Source organism: Ectothiorhodospiraceae bacterium 2226 (genome assembly GCA_013348725.1).
Taxonomy (GTDB): domain Bacteria; phylum Pseudomonadota; class Gammaproteobacteria.
Window position 1 is genome coordinate 2,496,842 of the sequence record CP054689.1, and the last position, 14,029, is coordinate 2,510,870.

Below are 14,029 nucleotides of genomic sequence, written 5' to 3' on the forward strand. Positions count from 1 at the left end.
GTCAGGCGTCGGTGCTCTTCATCCGGTCGAGGTCGTCGGTCTGGACCACCTCGTAGGCGCGGTGGATGAGCACCACGGCGAAGGCCAGCACGCCGAAGGCGATCACGATGGCGGTGAGCACCAGCGCCTGCGGCAGCGGGTCGGCCACCGCCCCCACGGGCCGCAGCGCGCCCTCGGGGACCAGTGGCGGGGCGGCGCGCGTGAGTCCCGCCGCGGTGAAGATGAGCAGGTTGGCCGCGTTGCTGAGCAGGATCAGCCCGATGACGATCTTCACGATGCTGCGCCGCAGCAGCATGTAGATGGCGGCGGCATACAGCGCGCCCACCACCAGGGCCAGCAAGGGTTCCATGTCAGTCCTCCGTGTCCATTGGAGGCCGTTCCTCGGCCTCGGCCAGGGTCAGCACGATGGTCATCACCGCGCCCAGCACCACCAGGTACACCCCGATATCGAAAATGAGCACGCTCGACAGCTTTACCTCGCCGAACAGCGGCAGGTGGAGCGCGGCCCACTGCGCGGTGAGAAAGGGCTGCGCGCGCGCCAGCATGCCGAGCACGCCCGATAGCACGGCCAGCAGCAGCCCTGCGCCCATCATCACGCGCGGGTCGATGCGCAGCGCCGCACGCCCCGCGGCCGGGCTGAAGGTGAACACGTACAGCGCGAAACCGCCCGCGCCCACCAGCCCGCCGATGAAGCCGCCGCCCGGCAGGTCGTGCCCGCGCAGCAGCAGAAACACCGAGAACAGGATCAGCAGCGGCAGCAGAATCCGGGCGGCGGTGGAGAGGATCAGCGAACTCATCGACGGTCCTCCGCCTTGAGCTTGATCATGGCGTACACGCCGATGGCCGCGAGCGCCAAGACGAAGATTTCGCCCAGGGTGTCGAGGGCGCGGAAGTCCACCAGGATCACGTTCACGATGTTGCGCCCGTGGGCGAGGTCCACGCTGTGCGCGATGAAGTACTGCGAGATGGGGTCGTGGAATTGCACGTCGATGGTCGCCATGAGCAGCACGGTGAACAGCCCGCCCACCAGCACCGCCACGCTGGCGTCGAGGGCGCGCGCGCCGCGGCCCGAGCGGTTGCTGAAGCCCGGCAGCCGAAATAGCACCAGTACCAGCAGCAGCACCGTGAGGGTCTCCACCAGCACCTGGGTGATGCCGAGGTCCGGGGCGCTGTACAAGACGAACATCAGCGCCACGCCGAAGCCCACCACGCCCAGCGAGGCCACCGCGCCCAGCCGCGACCGCGTGCCGGCGGCGAACATGGCGCCCGCGACGATCAACGCCGCGACGATGACGTCGATCAGGAACCACCCGGTGAAGTTGAACAGCACCCGCGGCTCGCCGCGCGTCAGCATCGTGTAGCCCACCACCGTTACCAAGGTAAGCAGGATGGTGATGAGGTAGCGGCGCAGGTAGCCGTTCTGGAGCACGCGCGACTGCCACTCGGCGGTCGCCACCATGCTTTGCATGAGGAGGTCGTAGCCGCGCTCGGGGCCGTAGGCGGCGGCCGCACGGTTCATCCAGACGGTGCGCCCGCGCAGCGCGTCCCAGCCGACGTAGAACGCCGCGCCCGCCGCAATGCTGAGCGCGCTAAGCGCGAGCGGCCAGTCGAATCCGTGCCACAGCGTGAGGTGGATCTCCAGCGGCACGCCGTACACCGCTGACACGGCGGCCGCCACCAGCCCGCGCTCGGCCACGAAGGGCAGCAGCCCCAAGGCGAGGCCTGCGGCGGCCAGCAGCGCCGAGCCGATCCACATGGGCAGCGGCGCCTCGTGCGGGTGCTGCGGTGTCGGCTTGAGCGCACCGAAGAAGGGCCGTAGGGCGACCACCGCGCCCAGCGCCACGCCGAGCATGGCCGTGAGCACGGTGAACACGGTGAGCAATCCACCAAAGTAGGGGGCACCGAGCACCGCTTCGAACAGCATCTCTTTGGCGATGAAGCCGAACAGGGGGGCGATGCCGGCCATGGACAGCGCGGCCAGGATGGCGGTGGTGGCGGTGATCGGCATGGCATGGCGCAGGCCGCCCAGACGCGTGATGTCCTTGATCCCGGTGCCGTGATCCACTGCACCCGCCACCAGGAACAGCGCCGCCTTGTACAGCGCGTGCGCGAGCAGGAACGTCATGGCCGCGGTGATGGCATACGGGGTGCCGATGCCGATCAGCAGCGTCAGCGTGCCGAGCGCCATGACGGTGGTGTAGGCCAGCAGGCGCTTGAATTCCGTGCTGCGGTAGGCGAGCACCATACCGAGCAGCATGGTGATGCCGCCCACCAGCGGCAGGATCGTCTCCCACGCGGGCGTGCCGCCCAGGCCCGGATGTAGGCGTGCGAGCAGGTAGATCCCGGCCTTCACCATGGTCGCCGAGTGCAGGTAGGCGCTCACCGGGGTGGGCGCCGCCATCGCGTTCGGCAGCCAGAAGTGGAACGGGAACTGGGCCGACTTGGTGAACGCGCCGCCGAGCAGCAGGAGCAGGGCGAGCAGATACCAAGGATGCTCGCGCAGCACCTCGCCCTGCGTGAGGATCTGCGACAGCTCCCAACTGCCGCTCATCAGCGCCAGCACCACGAAGCCCGCCAGCAGCGCCATGCCGCCCGCCACCGTCACGATCAGGCCCTGGAGCGCGCAATAGCGCGCCCGGGCGTCCTCGTGGTTGTAGCCGATGAGCAGGTAGGAGGTGATGCTGGTCAGTTCCCAAAACACGAACAGCGCGATCAGGTTGTCCGACAGCACCAAGCCGAGCATGGAGGCCATGAAGGCCAGGATGAAGACGTAGAAGCGCGCCAGGTCGCGGTCGCCGCGCAGGTACTCGCCCGCGTACAGCACGATGAACGTGCCGATCACGCTGATCAGCAGCGCGAACAGCAGGCTCAGCCCGTCGATGAGGAACGACAGGTGGATGTCCAGGCCGGGCACCCACGGATACACGCGCACCATCTGCGCGCCCGCTATCACCGCCGGTAGGTGGCTCGCGAAGTACACCGCGAGCGCAGCCGGCAGCAGCGCGAGCAGCCAGTGAACCCGCCCGCCGAGGCGTGCATGCAGCCAGGGCGCGGCGGCGGCCAGCAGGAAACCTGACAAAACCGCTAGAAGCATGAGTGGGCGACAGTCCTTTCGCGTTGTTTTTCCACGGGGCGCGGGGCGAGCGAATCGCCGCGCGTCGGGGCGGACCCGCGGGCCGAGCCCCGCCGGGACCGATCGCGCGCCCGGACGTTGCCCGTTGGTGCCTGAAGGCGGACGCGTGGAACCGCGGCGGTGAGCGTTCAACGCACGCGGGGCCGCGCACGCGGCGCGGACCGGACTTTCATTTTAGCCAAGCGGTTGATCGTGCGCCAAACCGGCCGCCCCCCGTTTGCTATGCTAGCGCCTCCCGCTGCCGCCCCGGCGGCATGGCGAAAGACGCGCTGAACCCTCGTATGGATTTCTCGAACCAGATTATTTTGATCGCCGGCCTGTTGCTGCTGCTCAGCGTGTTCGCGACCGTTCTGTCCGCGCGCGTGGGTGCGCCGCTGCTGTTGGTGTTTCTGGTGCTCGGCATGCTGGTGGGCGAGGAGGGGCCCGGCGGCGTTTTGTTCGACGACATCCAGCTCGCGCATCTGGTCGGCAGCCTCGCGCTCGCGGTGATCCTGTTCGACGGCGGGCTGCGCACCGAGGCCGCCAGTTTCCGGGTCGGACTGCGTCCGGCGGTGACGCTAGCGACCCTGGGCGTCGTCCTCACGGCGGCGCTGACGGGGGCATTCGCGACCTGGGTCTTCGATCTCCATTGGATCGAGGGCCTGCTGATCGGCGCCATCGTCGGTTCCACCGATGCCGCCGCGGTGTTCTCCCTGCTGCACGCGAACAACCTCGAGCTCAAGCAGCGCGTGGCTTCCACGCTGGAGATCGAGTCGGGCAGCAACGACCCGATGGCCATCTTCCTCACCATTGCGCTGGTGGAGATTCTCGCCGCTGGCGGCGCGCGGTTGGACTGGAGCCTGGCGCAGACCTTTGCGCTGCAGATGGGCGTGGGCGCGCTCGCCGGCTTGGGCGGCGGCTGGCTGCTCAGCCGGCTGATCAACCGCATTGTGCTGCTGCCGGGGCTGTACCCCATTCTCGCACTGGCGGGCGGCCTGGTGATCTTCGGTGTCGCCGCGGTTCTGGAGGGCAGCGGCTTTCTGGCCGCCTACCTCGCCGGCCTAGTCGTGGGCAACCGCCGCCTGCAGGGCGGTCAGAACATCCGCCGCTTCCACGACGGGATCGCCTGGTTGGCTCAGATCGGGATGTTCCTCATCCTGGGCCTGCTGGTGACGCCGTCGGAGCTCTTGCCCATCGCGCCGCAGGCACTGCTGCTCGCCGCGGCGCTGATTCTAGTGGCGCGGCCGCTGGCGGTGGTGTTGTGCCTGCTGCCGTTTCGCTTTCCCTGGCGCGAGCACGTGTTCATCTCCTGGGTCGGCCTGCGCGGGGCCGTACCCATCATTCTCGGCATATTCCCGCTGCTGGCCGGACTGGAAGGGGCGCAAGGCTACTTCAACGCCGCCTTCTTCGTGGTGCTCGTCTCGCTCCTGGTGCAGGGCTGGACGGTGGCGCCCGCGGCACGCCTGCTCGGCCTGGAGGTGCCGCCGCGCACCGGCGTGGTACAGCGCGTGGAGCTGGACATACCCGGGCAGCAGGATCTGGAACTGGTGGGCTATCGCTTGGAGCGCGACAGCCCGGTGGTGCAGCGCGACGTGCCGCGTGCCGCCCTGCCGGAGGGGGTGCAGCTCGCCTCGGTGGTGCGCGGCGGGCGCCCGCTGCCGACCTGCGATCTTGCCTCGCTAACGGAGGGGGATTTCGTTTATCTGCTGGCCACGCCGGAGAATGTGGCGGCGCTCGACCGTTTGTTCGGCGCGGCGGCGGCGCCCCCGCGCCTGGAGGAGCGCCAGTTCTTCGGCGACTTCGTGCTCGACGGCGAGGCGCGTATGGCCGACGTGGCGATGATGTACGGTCTGGCTCAGGCGCCCGATATGGCGGCATCCAGCCTGTCGGAATACTTGTCCGGACACCTCAAGGCACGGCCCGTGGTAGGCGACCGCCTGCGCCTCGGGCACGTGGAGTTCGTGGTGCGCGAGGTGGAAGGTGGGCGGATCCGCAAGGTCGGCCTGAAGATCGTGCGCTAGGGAGGCGCTGATTCATTCATAGCTTCCCGCGGCACAGAGAAATTCGGGCTTTCAGACCTTAGCCGGCGGCGCCGCGCCCGGACCTGCGCCGGGCGCGGCGCGAGACCACGGCAGAGAGCGCTTGGCGGTTCCTGTTTCGTCCCGTGGTGGCCCGCCGGGCCCGTCCCGACGTCAGTCAGCCGCCGCGATCACCCCGCAGGCGATGCGGGCGCCGCCGCCGCCCAGGGGTTCAGGCTCGTCCGCGTAGTTGTCGCCGCCTTCGTGGATTACCAACGAGTGCCCGCGCACCGCCTCGAGGCGCAGACGCGGCGAGATCACCGGCACTTTGGCCACGCCTTCCTCGTTGACCACCAACACGGGCAAGTCGCCCGCATGCCCGACGTCGGCGGCCGGTCCGGCGTGGACGTTGGTGTTCAAAGGATCGAGGTGGCCGCCCGCGGCCTTCGCGGCGCCGTTGTCCCCGCCCTCGGGATCGATGGCGCCGCAGTCCGGGAATTGGTGTACGTGGAAGCCGCGCGTGCCGGGCGGCAAGTCGCGAATATCGGGCGCCACCACCAGCCCCCAGTCGCTGTTCTGCAGCGTGACGGTGCCGATCTGCTCCTCGACCCCTTGGTCGCTGACCCGGTGGATGTCCACCGTCACCGACTCGGCCTGCACCGCGCCCGCCGCGAGCAATGCGCCACACGCGATTCCCAATAAACGCCTCATCAGACACCTCCTTGTGTATGAGCCTAGAACATCAAAGTGTTGCGGCCGCAGGGCAGGGCGTCAAACCGGGGCCTTAGCGCATGTAGGCGAAGCCCTCGTGTTGCAGGCGGACGATCTCGGCGTCGGCCATCGGCACCCACGTCACGAAGCCGTGGATGTCCTCGGGCTCATAGCCCGCCATGCGCGCCGCCGCCCCGCATAGGCGAAACTCCACCACGTCCCCCACGGACAGGCTTTGCGCGCGGCGCATCAGCTCTTCGTGTTCGGCAAAATTCTGCCGCGCGAAGTAGTGGATCTCCTGCCCATGCAGGACCAGCACAATGCGGTGGTCGAAAGGGTCCGCCTCGTTGAGCACGCTGAGAAAGCTCGCGCGATCCAGCACGCCTTCCATGGCCTGGGGCGAGCCCACCGCCACGTCGTACACCACCTTCTGCTTGGCGTATTCGGGTTCGACCACCTGGGCAGAGCCCCAAGGCGCGTCCGCGGCCGCCGCGGTGGCCGCGCCAATCGACAGGGATAAGAACACCATCGCAATTCGGAACATGACCTCTCCTTGGCGGCCGTGCTGCAATAGCAGCGCTTCGCCGCGGTTTGTTGCATCATTGCTTCTATAGTATTGGCGCGAAGGAGGAAGGGGTGGAATATCGGCAAGATGTCTCACGGGAGCCGGAGAGGCGCCGGCCGACCTTCTGGCAGGTGTTGCATAGCGTGCTGGCCGCCATGTTCGGCGTGCAGAGCGAGAAGAACCGGGCGCGCGACATGACCCATGGGCGGCCGGTCGACTATATCGTGGTCGGCCTGCTGGCGACGGTCGTCTTCGTGTTGCTGATCGCGGGCATCGTGCAGCTGGTGCTGCACCTGGCCGGCCGATGAGCCGCGCGGGCATTCAGCGCGAGCGCACCACGCCCGGCGAGGCGCTCGCGGTCGACCCGGTCAGCGGGCTGATTCCCGCGGCGCGCTTGTGCCTCTCGCCGAACTGCGACGAGCGGCCCGCCGGCGTGGCGATCGATCTGCTGGTGGTGCACGGCATCAGTCTGCCGCCGCTGGAGTTCGGCGGCCCATGGATCGACGCCCTGTTTACCAACACCTTGCCGGCCGGCGAGCACCCCTTCTTCGCCGAGGTGGCCGCGCTACGTGTCTCCGCGCATGCCCTGATCCGCCGCGACGGCGAGTTGGTGCAGTACGTACCCTTGCACCGGCGTGCCTGGCACGCCGGCGTCTCCTGCCACGGCGGCCGGGAGCGCTGCAACGACTACTCTATCGGCGTGGAACTGGAGGGCGGGGACCAAATCCCCTATACCGATGCGCAATACGCGGTGTTGGCGCGCCTCGCGCGGGGCATCATGCGGGCGTATCCGGACATCACCCCCGCGCGCATCGTCGGGCACTGCGACATCGCCCCGGGACGCAAGACCGACCCCGGTCCGGCCTTCGAGTGGGACCGTCTGCGGCGCGCTGTCTCCCCACCGGGCGATACAGTATGATGATTTGACAGGCGCCGGCGTGCCGCGGCGCGACTTGCCGGCGGCGGCCGGGTCGCCCGCCGGCGTCGTGAGCACGCGCGTCAGCGGCCCCTGATCACGGAAGGAAAAGAACAATGTACCTGGTCGCAATCGTCATTTCGCTGGTGGTCGAGTGGTTGTTCGTCTCGCTCGAGAGTCTGCGGCGTACCGACTGGCTGCGCATCTGGCACGACCGGTTGCGCGCCCATGTCCCCGAACGCTGGTGGAACACCCCGCTCGGCCCGCTGGTGGTGGCCATCCCGCCGCTCGCACTGATTGCGATCGTGTTCGGCCTGCTGTCTGCCGTCTGGGGTCTGCTCGGCTTCCTGTTCGCGGTGGCGGTGCTGTTGTACAGCCTGGGCCCGCGCAACCTCCACGCCGACGTGGAGCGCTACCTGAGTGCCCGCGAGGCGGCCGACGACAACGAGTCGCGCTGGTACGCCAGCCAGATGGTCAGCGCGCCGCTGCCCGAAACCATGCCCGCCCTGGACGTGGCGGTGGAGCGCGCCGTGTTCGTGCAGGCGCACGAGCGGTTGTTCGGCGTGATCTTCTGGTTTCTGGTGCTCGGCCCGGTGGGCGCCTTGCTGTACCGCATTGCCGCGGTGTTGCGCGCGCAGGATACCGCGACGCCGGGCAACCCCGGCTTTACCGAATCGGTGCGTCACCTGCACGCCATCCTGGCGTGGGTGCCGGCCCGCTTGTGCCTGATCGGCTACGCCCTGGCCGGTAACTTCGTGGACGCCATGGCGCGTCTGCGGGAGGTCAACCACACCTGGGCCGACGGCAGCGAGCGCGTGCTGACCGAGGGCGGGCGCGCCGCGTTGCGGGCCGATGCCCCGGCCGACCAGACCGCGGTCGCGGAGGCGTTCGACCTGGTCAAGCGCACCCTGTTCGTGTGGCTGGTGGTGATCGCGCTGTTGGTGCTGGCACGCGTCGTGCCTTAGTCGTGCTCTGAATCCCATCCAGGATGTTCATCGCATGAATCCTGGATGAATCCATCCTGGATTCCCCAGGGACGAGATGTGAAAAGCGTGGGCCGTCGGCGGCACATCCCTGTGCCGCGTGCTATTCGGCCTTTGTGATCGGAGTATCTCCATGCGTGAAGACACGGTGGTGGACCTGCTGCGCCACGGCGAGCCGGTGGGCGGGCGGCGCTACCGCGGCCAGACCGACGACCCCCTCAGCGAGAAGGGCTGGGCGCAGATGTGGGCGGCGGTGGGCGCGGCCTGTCCGTGGACTGCGATCGTCACCTCGCCGCTCAGCCGCTGCCGTGCCTTCGCCGAGGCGCTGGCCGAGCGTCACGGTCGCGAGGTACACCTGGAGCCGCGCTTTCAGGAGATCGCCTTCGGGGAGTGGGAAGGGCGCACCAGCGCCGAGCTCACCCGCGACGATCCGCACCGCCTGCTGCGCTTCTGGGACGCCCCCGAGGCACATCGACCGCCGGGGGCCGAGCCGCTGGCGGATTTCGAGCGGCGCGTGGTGGCGGCCTGGGAGGAGGTGCTGCGTCGCTTCCAGGGCCGACACGTGTTGGTGGTCGGTCACGCAGGCATGATGCGCATGGTGGTGCGCCACGCGCTCGACATGCCGCGCGAGCGCTTGTTTCGCCTGCAGATCCCGAACGCCGGCCTGACGCGCATCCGGGTGCGCGAGGGCGGCGGCGTGCGGCTGCCGACGGTCGAGTTCCACGCCCGCCTCACGCTCACCTGAGCCTGCCCTGGACGCCGGCGGGAGGCCGTCGCACCTGCCGGGCCCTGGCGGGCGTATTCGCCATGGCTTAAATTGAACTATCTGCAGCGGGCCGTGCCGACGGGTACGCGCGCCGCGCCACTCGGCATACCCCGCACACCTCGACAGGAAGACACGCCCCATGCTCGATCGCAGCGGCCAGACGCCCCAGCCCGCCACCATCCACCTCAAGGACTACCAGCCGCCCGCCTACCTGGTCGACGCGGTGGACCTGCATTTCGCGCTGGATGAGCAATGCACCACCGCGACCGCGCGGCTCGCGCTGCGCCGTAACCCGGCGCGCGCGGACGCCCCGCCGCTGCGGCTGGACGGGCAGGACCTCGAACTGGTCTCACTGCGCCTGGACGGGCGCGCGCTCGCGCCGCACGAGTACCGCGTGGAGGAGGAGGCGCTGGAGATCCCGGCGGCGCCCGAGCAGTGCACGCTCGAGGTGGTGACGCGCACGCGCCCGGCCGAGAACACCGCCCTGGAGGGGTTGTACGCCTCGGGCGGCAACCTCTGTACCCAGTGCGAGGCGGAGGGCTTTCGCCGCATCACCTATTACCCGGACCGACCCGACGTGATGGCGCGTTATACCGTGACCCTCAGCGCCGAGCGCGCGCGGTATCCGGTGCTGCTCGCCAACGGCAACCTGGTCGCCCAGGGCGAGGAGCGGGACGGTACCCACTGGGCACGCTGGGAAGACCCCTTCCCTAAGCCCAGCTACCTGTTCGCGTTGGTGGCGGGCGACCTGGTGCGCATCGAGGACCGCTATACCACCGCCTCGGGGCGGGAGGTCGCGCTGCACATCTACGTGCAGGCCCATAATGCCGACAAGTGCGAGCACGCCATGGCGTCGCTCAAACAGGCCATGCGCTGGGACGAGGAGGTGTTCGGGCGCGAGTACGACCTCGACGTGTACATGATCGTCGCGGTCGACGACTTCAATATGGGCGCCATGGAGAACAAGGGGCTCAACATCTTCAACTCCAAATACGTGCTCGCGCGCCCCGACACCGCCACCGATCGCGACTACGAAGGCATCCAGGGCGTGATCGGCCACGAGTACTTTCACAACTGGAGCGGTAACCGCGTGACCTGCCGCGACTGGTTCCAGTTGAGCCTCAAGGAAGGCCTGACCGTATTCCGCGACCAGCAGTTCAGCGGCGACATGAACTCACGCGCGGTCAAACGTATCGACGACGTGACGCTGCTGCGCACCCACCAGTTCGCCGAGGACGCGGGCCCGATGGCGCATCCGGTGCGTCCGCAGTCGTACATCGAGATCAACAACTTCTACACCGTGACGGTGTACGAGAAGGGCGCCGAGGTGGTGCGCATGATCCACACTCTGCTCGGCCCGGAGCGCTTTCGCCGCGGCATGGATCTGTACTTCGAGCGCCACGACGGCCAGGCGGTCACCACCGACGACTTCGTGCAGGCCATGCAGGACGCGAGTGAGGTGGACTTGAGCCAGTTCCGACGCTGGTACGACCAGGCCGGTACGCCGGTGCTGCGCGTGCAAGGGGCGTACGACGCCCCAGCGCGGCGCTACACGCTCGCGGTCGAGCAGCACACGCCGCCGACGCCGGACCAGCCCGACAAGCAGCCGCTGCACATCCCGCTCGCGCTCGGTTTGGTCGGACCCGACGGGCAGGACCTGCCGTTGCGGCTGCAGGGCGAGGCGGCGGGGCAGGGTACCCGGCGCGTGGTGGACGTGCGCGCGGCGCGCGAGACCTTCGTGTTCGAGGACGTACCGGCCGAGCCCATTCCTTCCCTGCTGCGCGGCTACTCCGCGCCGGTACGGCTGGACTACGACTACACCGACGAGGCGCTGGCCTTCCTGCTCGCGCATGACAGTGATCCCTTCGCGCGCTGGGAGGCGGGCCAGCAGCTCGCGGTGCGGTTGATCATGGCGCGCGTGGTGGCGCCGCAGGCGCAGGACGGCGCCGAGGTGCTGGCCGCCGCCTACGGGCGGCTGCTGGAGGACAGCGCGGCCGACCCCGCGTTCGCCGCCCGCGCGCTGGCGCTGCCCTCGGAGGAGTATCTCGCGCAGCTCATCCCCTACCGCGACCTCGAGCATGTCGATCCCGAGGCACTGCACGGGGCGCGCCACGCAGTGAAGCTCGCGCTGGCCACCGCCCTCGCCGAACGCTGGCAGGCGGTGTACGAGGCATGCGGCGCCACCGGCCCCTATCGCTACGTCGCCGCCGACGCGGGACAGCGCAGCCTGCGGGCGCAGTGCCTGAGCTACCTGGTGGCGCGCGGCGGGCGCGACGGGGTGACGCTGGCCTGGCGCCAGTTCCGTGAGGCGGACAACATGACCGACAGCCTAGCGGCGCTCGCGCAGCTGGTGCATACCGAGGCCCCCGAGCGTGACCAGGCGCTGGCGGCGTTCTATGCGCGTTGGCAGGACGACAGCCTGGTGCTGGACAAGTGGTTTGCACTGCAGGCGGGCTCCGAGCGGCCGGACACGCTTGCGCAGGTACGCGCGCTACTCGAACATCCGGCCTTCAGCCTGCGCAATCCCAACAAGGTGCGCGCCCTGATCGGCACCTTCTGCCATCGCAACCCGCTGCGCTTCCACGACGTGTCGGGCGAAGGGTATGCCTTCCTGCGCGAGCAGGTGCTGCAGCTTGCGCCGCGCAATCCCCAGGTGGCCGCGCGCCTGGTGAGCGCGTTCAACCAATGGCGGCACTACGACGCGCCGCGCCAAGCCCTGATGCGCGCCGAGTTGGAGCGTATCCTCAGTGCGCCGGCGCTGCCCAAGGATGTGCATGAAATCGCCGGCAAGGCGCTGGGGAACGGGGCCGGAGACGCCGGGGCCGGTTCAAGTTCTTGACGCTTACGCACAACGGGCGCGGCGCCGCGCAGGCGCCGACGCGGAATTCCGTCACTTAGCGTTGCGTTCCGCGTGGAATTGTATAAGTTATTGATTTATAAAAATCCGCACCGCTGACTATTTTTTAGACAGCGCCGCACCGGGCGCGGGCCGACAGGAGCTTGCGGCGACTGGACCCAGTTCTTCCACACAGTTATCCACAGTTTTTGTGGATAAGCATCTACTTCTGCTCCGCCCGTTTGGACACGGCTTCGTCGGGCGCGTCGGCCCGCAGCTCGCGCTCAAAGGCGACCAGCTGGCGCGCCGCCTTGACGGACTGGTCGAGCAGGCGGCGAATGGCGCTCAGTTCATCGAGCTGGGCCACCATGAGGCGCAGGTGCACGCGACCGCCGGCGCCCTCGCGCAGCACCGCCGCCTTGAGTTGCTGGTACTGCTCCAGAACCGGGTGTTCGTCCAGGCCCGCGTCCGGCTCGCGCTCGAGCCGCGCACACGCCTCCACCAGCTGCACGGCCTGGTCACGCCACTCGGCCAGCGCCCGGCGTAGTTCGGGTGGCAGCGGTGCGCCCCCGGCCTGCTGGCGCGCGCCCAGCGCGTCGAGGGCGGCGCGCGCGGCGTTCAGGTGATACCGGCTGATGCGCAAGGCAAGCGGCAGCGCCTCCTGCAGCCGCGTCGGCAGATTGGCGCTCCGCACTCCTAGCGTGAAATCCCCAACCGCAGTGACCAACTCCTCGAGGGCGCGCATATCGCGCCCGGTCGATTCGTCGCCGCTGCGTTCCGCCCGGAGGGTCGCCAGCGTGATGCGCCGGGCGAGGTCGCCCACGCGGCGCAGTTCCTGGCCCAGGGCCTCCATCGCGAGCGCTGGGGTCTCGGTCAAGGTGTGATCGAGGTAGCGCGGTCGCGCCTCGTCCTCCTCCGCCGCACGGAAGCGTTGCTCCAGAAAGGTGACCAGGCGCGGTGTGAGCGGCCACATCACCGACACGCCGAGCAGCTTGATCAGGGTGTGGAACACCGCGAGCGAGATCACCGACCCGGCGCCGGCACCCAGCCCTTGCGCGAGGGCGTCGGCCAGCCCCAGGAGCAGCGGCAGGAGCAGCAGCGCGAGCGTGCCGCCCACCACGTTGAACAGCACGTGGGCGCTGGCGGCGCGGCGCGCGTTGGAGGTCGCGCCGATGGCGGCGAAGGCGGCCGTGGAGGTGGTGCCGAGGTCGGCGCCGATGATCACCGCGGCGGCGGCGGGCGTGGAGATCAGGCCGCCGGCGGCCGCCGTGAGCGTGATGGCCAGGGTGGCGCTGGACGACTGGGTGCTGAGGGTGATCAGGAAGCCCGCCGCCACGAAAGCGAGCAGCTGCAACGGCCCGGCGGCCGTCCAACCCTCGAGCGGGATCTCCGTCGCGCCGAAGGCGTTCTTGAGTACCTCGATGCCGAGCAGAAACACGCCCAGCCCCGCGATCGCCTCCCCCAACGCGCCGGTGCGCGGTTGCCCACCGGCCACGCGCAGCAGCATGCCGAGGGCGATGGCGGGCATCGCGAGCAACTGCAGGTCCAGCCTCACCCCCGCCGAGGCCACGATCCAACTGGTCACCGTGGTGCCGACGTTGGCGCCGTAGATCACGCCCACCGCCTGCAACAAACTCATGAGACCGGCGTTCACAAAGCCGATGGTGGCGAAGATGACCGCGCTCGAGGACTGCACCAGCGCCGTGAACAGGGCGCCGGTGGCCAGCCCGCGCAGCGGCCGCGAGGTGGAGCGGGCCAGGATGGTGCGCAGCGCCGGGCCGGCCGCGACCTGCAGCCCGCCCGTCATCAGTTTCATGCCCAACAGGAACAGGCCCAGCCCTCCGGCGAACTGGACCAAGCCCCATATGCTCATGCTAGCTCCTTGTTAATGCGCGGGTTGCGCCCGTGCGCGCGGGCCATGCCCGGACGTACGTCGCCGGCCGGCACAGTGTACGCTGACCAGGCGCCCGCAGGCTGACGCGTCCCCGCGACCATCGGCCAGACGGCGGGGCGATGCGGCGCTCGTGCTCTTCGTTGTGCCCGCTCTGAAAGGTGCAGAATGGACTTGTTCATGCCGCGCTGCGGCCTGGGCTCCGCCTTCGGTAAGCGGAGCAGCCGTTGG

The 14,029-nt window shown here is 69.1% G+C and carries 12 protein-coding genes; 6 read left to right on the top strand and 6 right to left on the bottom strand.

What is annotated here, in order from left to right; translation table 11 throughout:
- Position 1: 1 nt before the first annotated feature.
- The 3 genes from HUS23_12165 to HUS23_12175 are packed head-to-tail and all read right to left on the bottom strand — an operon-like array spanning position 2 to position 3,094.
- Complete coding sequence (locus tag HUS23_12165; protein ID QKT04506.1) at positions 2–349, bottom strand: Na+/H+ antiporter subunit C; 348 nt, start codon at positions 347–349, stop codon at positions 2–4.
- Between the two features lies 1 nt (position 350).
- A complete protein-coding gene (locus tag HUS23_12170) occupies positions 351–797 on the bottom strand; it encodes a Na+/H+ antiporter subunit B (protein QKT04507.1) in 447 nt (148 codons plus the stop codon).
- Entirely contained in the window at positions 794–3,094 is a 2,301-nt protein-coding gene (locus tag HUS23_12175; protein QKT04508.1) for a putative monovalent cation/H+ antiporter subunit A, read from the bottom strand. The genes HUS23_12170 and HUS23_12175 overlap by 4 nt, the downstream gene beginning before the upstream one ends.
- A 320-nt stretch (positions 3,095–3,414) precedes the next feature.
- On the opposite strand from HUS23_12175, the gene HUS23_12180 reads away from it, so the two are divergent.
- Positions 3,415–5,133, top strand: coding sequence for a potassium/proton antiporter (locus HUS23_12180; protein ID QKT04509.1), 1,719 nt, complete (start codon positions 3,415–3,417; stop codon positions 5,131–5,133).
- Between the two features lie 171 nt (positions 5,134–5,304).
- Here HUS23_12180 and HUS23_12185 read toward each other — a convergent pair whose 3' ends face one another.
- Both HUS23_12185 and HUS23_12190 read right to left on the bottom strand, forming a co-directional pair.
- The gene (locus HUS23_12185; GenBank protein ID QKT04510.1) at positions 5,305–5,841 is read right to left on the bottom strand and encodes a superoxide dismutase family protein; all 537 of its coding nucleotides are present in this window, start codon (positions 5,839–5,841) and stop codon (positions 5,305–5,307) included.
- 73 nt (positions 5,842–5,914) lie between these two features.
- Positions 5,915–6,385: a DsrE family protein gene (locus HUS23_12190; GenBank protein ID QKT04511.1), complete on the bottom strand. Its 471-nt coding sequence runs from the start codon at positions 6,383–6,385 to the stop codon at positions 5,915–5,917.
- 176 nt (positions 6,386–6,561) lie between these two features.
- Here HUS23_12190 and HUS23_12195 point away from each other — a divergent pair, with 176 nt between their 5' ends.
- From HUS23_12195 to pepN, 5 genes are all read left to right on the top strand, one after another.
- The gene (locus tag HUS23_12195) at positions 6,562–6,714 is read left to right on the top strand and encodes a DUF2970 domain-containing protein (GenBank protein ID QKT05075.1); all 153 of its coding nucleotides are present in this window, start codon (positions 6,562–6,564) and stop codon (positions 6,712–6,714) included.
- Entirely contained in the window at positions 6,711–7,325 is a 615-nt protein-coding gene (gene ampD, locus HUS23_12200; GenBank protein QKT04512.1) for a 1,6-anhydro-N-acetylmuramyl-L-alanine amidase AmpD, read from the top strand. The genes HUS23_12195 and ampD overlap by 4 nt, the downstream gene beginning before the upstream one ends.
- 113 nt (positions 7,326–7,438) lie before the next feature.
- A complete protein-coding gene (gene ampE / locus HUS23_12205) occupies positions 7,439–8,287 on the top strand; it encodes a regulatory signaling modulator protein AmpE (GenBank protein ID QKT04513.1) in 849 nt (282 codons plus the stop codon).
- Positions 8,288–8,438: 151 nt separating this feature from the next.
- Positions 8,439–9,050 (top strand): alpha-ribazole phosphatase family protein, encoded by a 612-nt coding sequence (locus tag HUS23_12210; protein ID QKT04514.1) that lies wholly within the window; start codon positions 8,439–8,441, stop codon positions 9,048–9,050.
- 160 nt (positions 9,051–9,210) lie between these two features.
- Positions 9,211–11,910 (top strand): aminopeptidase N, encoded by a 2,700-nt coding sequence (pepN, locus tag HUS23_12215; protein QKT04515.1) that lies wholly within the window; start codon positions 9,211–9,213, stop codon positions 11,908–11,910.
- 220 nt (positions 11,911–12,130) lie between these two features.
- On the opposite strand, the gene HUS23_12220 is transcribed toward pepN, so the two are convergent.
- Entirely contained in the window at positions 12,131–13,780 is a 1,650-nt protein-coding gene (locus tag HUS23_12220) for a Na/Pi cotransporter family protein (GenBank protein QKT04516.1), read from the bottom strand.
- Positions 13,781–14,029 lie beyond the last annotated feature (249 nt).

What these genes read in the sequence shown, in the direction of transcription:
- HUS23_12165 (QKT04506.1), bottom strand. Translation starts at nt 349, where the DNA reads ATGGAACCCTTGCTGGCCCTGGTGGTGGGCGCGCTGTATGCCGCCGCC.
- HUS23_12170 (QKT04507.1), bottom strand. Translation starts at nt 797, where the DNA reads ATGAGTTCGCTGATCCTCTCCACCGCCGCCCGGATTCTGCTGCCGCTG.
- HUS23_12175 (QKT04508.1), bottom strand. Translation starts at nt 3,094, where the DNA reads ATGCTTCTAGCGGTTTTGTCAGGTTTCCTGCTGGCCGCCGCCGCGCCC.
- HUS23_12180 (QKT04509.1), top strand. Translation starts at nt 3,415, where the DNA reads ATGGATTTCTCGAACCAGATTATTTTGATCGCCGGCCTGTTGCTGCTG.
- HUS23_12185 (QKT04510.1), bottom strand. Translation starts at nt 5,841, where the DNA reads ATGAGGCGTTTATTGGGAATCGCGTGTGGCGCATTGCTCGCGGCGGGC.
- HUS23_12190 (QKT04511.1), bottom strand. Translation starts at nt 6,385, where the DNA reads ATGTTCCGAATTGCGATGGTGTTCTTATCCCTGTCGATTGGCGCGGCC.
- HUS23_12195 (QKT05075.1), top strand. Translation starts at nt 6,562, where the DNA reads ATGTTCGGCGTGCAGAGCGAGAAGAACCGGGCGCGCGACATGACCCAT.
- ampD (QKT04512.1), top strand. Translation starts at nt 6,711, where the DNA reads ATGAGCCGCGCGGGCATTCAGCGCGAGCGCACCACGCCCGGCGAGGCG.
- ampE (QKT04513.1), top strand. Translation starts at nt 7,439, where the DNA reads ATGTACCTGGTCGCAATCGTCATTTCGCTGGTGGTCGAGTGGTTGTTC.
- HUS23_12210 (QKT04514.1), top strand. Translation starts at nt 8,439, where the DNA reads ATGCGTGAAGACACGGTGGTGGACCTGCTGCGCCACGGCGAGCCGGTG.
- pepN (QKT04515.1), top strand. Translation starts at nt 9,211, where the DNA reads ATGCTCGATCGCAGCGGCCAGACGCCCCAGCCCGCCACCATCCACCTC.
- HUS23_12220 (QKT04516.1), bottom strand. Translation starts at nt 13,780, where the DNA reads ATGAGCATATGGGGCTTGGTCCAGTTCGCCGGAGGGCTGGGCCTGTTC.